This window comes from Corynebacterium sp. UMB9976, from assembly GCF_030212265.1.
Classification (GTDB): domain Bacteria; phylum Actinomycetota; class Actinomycetes; order Mycobacteriales; family Mycobacteriaceae; genus Corynebacterium.
Genome location: NZ_JASODY010000048.1, coordinates 1 through 1014 on the forward strand (window position 1 = coordinate 1; position 1014 = coordinate 1014).

General features: G+C 60.2%; 1 protein-coding gene. It reads left to right on the plus strand.

The window, feature by feature from the left end:
* Positions 1-1014: malate synthase G (locus QP140_RS09725; RefSeq protein WP_284759455.1), on the plus strand; the 1014-nt coding region annotated here is incomplete at its 5' end.

A 1014-nucleotide genomic window follows, 5' to 3' on the forward strand; every position in this document is an offset into this window, starting at 1 on the left:
ATCTACATCGTGAAGCCGAAGCAGCATGGCCCGGAGGAGGTTGCTTTCACCAACGACCTGTTCGGTGCAGTGGAGGACCTGCTGGACCTGCCTCGCTTCACTCTGAAGGTCGGTGTGATGGATGAGGAGCGTCGCACTACCGCCAACCTGGATGCTTGCATCGCCGAGGTTAAGGAGCGCCTGGCGTTCATTAACACCGGCTTCCTGGACCGCACCGGTGACGAGATCCACACTTCCATGCTGGCCGGCCCGATGGTTCGCAAGGCGGACCTGCAGACCGCGCCGTGGAAGATCGCTTATGAGGACAACAATGTCGACGCTGGCCTGGAGCATGGTCTGCCGGGCAAGGCGCAGATCGGTAAGGGCATGTGGGCCAAGACCGACCTGATGGCGGATATGTTGGCCCAGAAGATTGGTCAGCCGAAGGAGGGCGCATCCACCGCGTGGGTTCCGTCCCCGACTGGTGCGACGCTGCACGCGACCCACTACCACGAGGTGGATGTTTTCGAGGTGCAGGACAAGCTGCGCACCGAGGGTCGTCGCGAGACCTTGGGCGACATCCTGACCCTGCCGGTGGCGGAGTCCGCTGATTGGTCTGCTGAGGAGATCGCCGAGGAGATCGACAACAACTCCCAGTCCATCCTGGGTTATGTGGTCCGTTGGGTGGAGCAGGGTGTTGGTTGCTCCAAGATTCCGGATATCCACGACATTGATCTGATGGAGGACCGCGCGACCTGCCGTATTAACTCCCAGCACCTGGCTAATTGGCTGAAGCACGGTGTGGTGACCGAGGAGCAGGTTCTGGACTCGCTGCAGCGTATGGCTGCGAAGGTTGACCAGCAGAATGCTGGGGATGCTGCTTACCGCGATATGGCGCCGGACTTCGACGAGTCTGTGGCTTTCCAGGCTGCGAAGGATTTGGTGTTTAAGGGTCTGGAGCAGCCGGCTGGTTACACTGAGCCGATCCTGCACGCACGTCGTTTGGAGTTCAAGGCTAAAAACGGCATCGCCTAA